Raw genomic sequence first — 1551 nt, 5'->3', positions numbered from 1 at the left:
ACGGGCTGGTGCGGCTGTTTGTAAAGCGCGCGGCGGATTTCCTTGAGCCGCTGCAGAAGATCATCGGCCGCGACAAATCCGCCCGGATCAGGATTGCGCCGATCAGCCTTGAAAATCTTTTCCTCTACTTAACCGGCAGTCTGGTGCATGAGTGATACGAAGACTACCCATCGTCGTAGCTCTGTTGCTGCTGGTGGCCGCACCAGCACGCGCGGCGACGACTCCGCTCGATTACACGCGCACGATTCTGGAGCAGGCGCGCGTGATAGTCGCCGGCAGTCAGACCCACGACGAGAAGCTGGCGGCACTTTCAGTCCTGTTCGGAAAATTTCTCGACAGCGATGCGATGGGACGCGAAGCGCTCGGACAACATTGGTCGAACTTCACACCCGCTCAGCAGAAGGAGTTCCTTGCCCTTTTCAGAGAGCTTCTCCAGCGGACATACGTGCAGAAGTTGCTGCTTTTCGAGAATCCTGACTTCGTTTATGCCGGCCAACAATCCACTGGTTATGGCGCAATAGTCGACACCAAAATCGTCACGCCACGCGATCAGTTCGACGTCAAATACTGGTTGATTCCTTCGGGCGATAACTGGATGGTTGCCGCGATCGCGGTCGAGGACGTGAGCCTGACCGCCAACCTCGGCAGCCAACTCAACGATCTTCTGTCCCGAATGAGCGTCGACGACCTACTCACGCTGATGCGCCGCAAATATGGCAATAGCGGCGGCGAGGCATAGGCATGAAGACGCTGGCCGTGATGCTCAAGGATCTCCGGCTGATCAGCCGCGACCATTTCGGGCTGGTAGCCCTAATGATCGTGCCGATTGTCGTCATAATGCTCGTGGCCACTGCCACCCAATCCGGCGACGGCACGAAAGGCATCGTCTTTCCCGTGGTCAATGAGGACCAGGGTCCCGTCGCGACTGCTCTGATCCGGGCGTTCCGCGAACATCTCGATGTGCGCGTGGTCTCGCGCGAAACAGCGCATCGTTTAGTCGCCGAAACCAACGACGCTCCCGCCGCGCTCATTCTGCCGCCCGAACTCAGCAAGCGCTACCTTGCGGAGAAGCCCACCACCGTCGAACTCTTGACCGATCCTGGTCAATGGCAGGCGCTCGACGCGGTCAAAGTAGTGATGCTGCTTGCTGATCGCGAGACCGCGTCGCTCGGCGATCCCTTCAGCCAGGAGCTATTGACGGTGCGCGAGCGAAGCATCACCGGCAATTACTTATCGTTCTCTGCGCTGGAGCAGAACATCCCGGGTTTCAGCCTGATGTTCGTTCTGCTGACTTTGATCTTCAGCGTGTCGCTGGCATTGCGCGAGGAAGAAATATGGAACACGAGCCGGCGTCTTTCGATTGCGCCGATAGCTCCCGCTTCGCTTCTGGGAGGAAAACTCCTGGCACGCTTGATTGTGGGAACGGCGCAATTGCTGTTGCTCCTGCTGTTCGGTCATTTCGTCTATGGGCTGAGCCTTGGCCATTCACCGATTGCGATGATCGTCGTGGCGACAGCGACGGTTGCGTCGATGACCTGTTTCGCCGCCATC

2 protein-coding genes are annotated in these 1551 nt (G+C 58.3%); both read left to right on the top strand.

What is annotated here, in order from left to right:
- The first annotated feature begins 151 nt into the window (after positions 1 to 151).
- Complete coding sequence (locus VGI36_20375; GenBank protein ID HEY2487507.1) at positions 152 to 739, top strand: ABC transporter substrate-binding protein; 588 nt, start codon at positions 152 to 154, stop codon at positions 737 to 739.
- A 2-nt stretch (positions 740 to 741) separates the two neighbouring features.
- Positions 742 to 1551: ABC transporter permease (locus VGI36_20370; protein ID HEY2487506.1), on the top strand; the 810-nt coding region annotated here is incomplete at its 3' end.

It is taken from the genome of Candidatus Binataceae bacterium, from assembly GCA_036495685.1.
In the GTDB taxonomy this organism is placed as follows: Bacteria; Desulfobacterota; Binatia; order Binatales; family Binataceae; genus JAFAHS01.
Note: the sequence above shows the minus strand (reverse complement) of the source record. Positions and strands in the feature narration are given on the sequence as shown.